Annotated in this window: 1 protein-coding gene and 1 pseudogene; both read right to left on the minus strand. The window is 61.6% G+C overall.

The genetic code is table 11. The features are described from left to right. Nucleotides 1–119: pseudogene (locus AC630_RS46560) on the minus strand (helix-turn-helix domain-containing protein); the annotation flags it as partial. Between the two features lie 42 nt (nucleotides 120–161). Continuing rightward, nucleotides 162–1,260: Ulp1 family isopeptidase (locus AC630_RS41850; RefSeq protein ID WP_245330668.1), on the minus strand; the 1,099-nt coding region annotated here is incomplete at its 5' end.

Below are 1,260 nucleotides of genomic sequence, written 5' to 3' on the forward strand. Positions count from 1 at the left end.
TCATGCGCCTTCAGCAGCCGATAGACTGACGCTTCCGAGACGAAGTACTTCCGCTCGTCGGTGAGCCGCACGGCCAGTTCGCGCGGAGACAGCTCCGGCAGCTCCAGCGCCAGGTCGATCCTTGTGGCGCAGGGCTCATCAGTCAAAGCGCGCAGAGCGCACTAAGGAAATAAAGGTGTAATGCTAAGCCGGCTTTGGAGTGCCTGTCGATCAGCGACGAGGTTGTCGAGGTGCAACGGCTCGTGTTCGGGTCGCTCTCCTTGCGCCAATCGTCGGACCAGCGCTCGCGTGCCGTCCACGACAAAGACGCCGCAATCGTAGGTGTTCTGCTGCTGGGCCATGTCGGCTGCCTTTAGGCTGAGGCTCAGCCGTTTCGCGAGCTTTGCTGCGCGGTTGTCGTTGTATCCCCGGACGGAATCGTAGTGATAGGCGACCGGCCGCTGCCTGTCGCTGCGATCAACGAATAGCAACGACCAATGCTCGCCGAGCTCATTAAGACGATCGGCATCGTTCATTGGCAGAAACAGGAAGTCGGCTGTATCATTACCATTCCGATCGATGAGGAGCTGGAGTGTGCGTCGCGCGTCGCTATCGGTAGCGGCCAAGCGCAGCTGATAATGGGCAACCATGGGATCCACGAACTGCGTTCGGGCGGCGAGATCCGGACGGTTCCGCTGCAACAGCTGCTCCAGCAGCTCGTAATCCCTATGGATATGCTCATCACCCAGCCATTCATCGTCTCCAAGCACTAGCCCGCCGTCCCGGGACGAGGCTGTCGCCCCGCTCTGAGCCTCCGAGTAGGTGGTCGGAGCCGCCCTCACGGAATCAACCTCATCTAACCCAGACGGCGTCGGCGTTGTCAGATCAACCAAAGGAAAACCGCGGTAGATGCCGGTTGGAGCCCTGGCAGAGGGCGAGGGCGCGGAGTGATCATCATCGCGCAGTTCGGACGGCGTCGGCGCACTCAGCTCAACAAATGACGCAAGACCCCCGGAGGTGTCCGCACGCGCTCTGGCAGAGGGCGCGGGCCCAAAGTGCGTATCATCGCGCAATTCGGACGGCGTCGGCGCATTCAGATCAACAAATGACGCAAGACCCCCAAAGGTGTCCGCACGCGCTCTGGCAGAGGGCGCGGGCGCGAAGTGAGCATCATCGCGCAGTTCGGACGGCGTCGGCGCATTCAGATCAACAAATGACGCAAGACCCCCAAAGGTGTCCGCACGCGCTCTGGCAGAGGGCGCGGGCGCRAAGTGAGCATCA

The organism is Bradyrhizobium sp. AS23.2 (assembly GCF_001908185.1).
GTDB lineage: Bacteria > Pseudomonadota > Alphaproteobacteria > Rhizobiales > Xanthobacteraceae > Bradyrhizobium.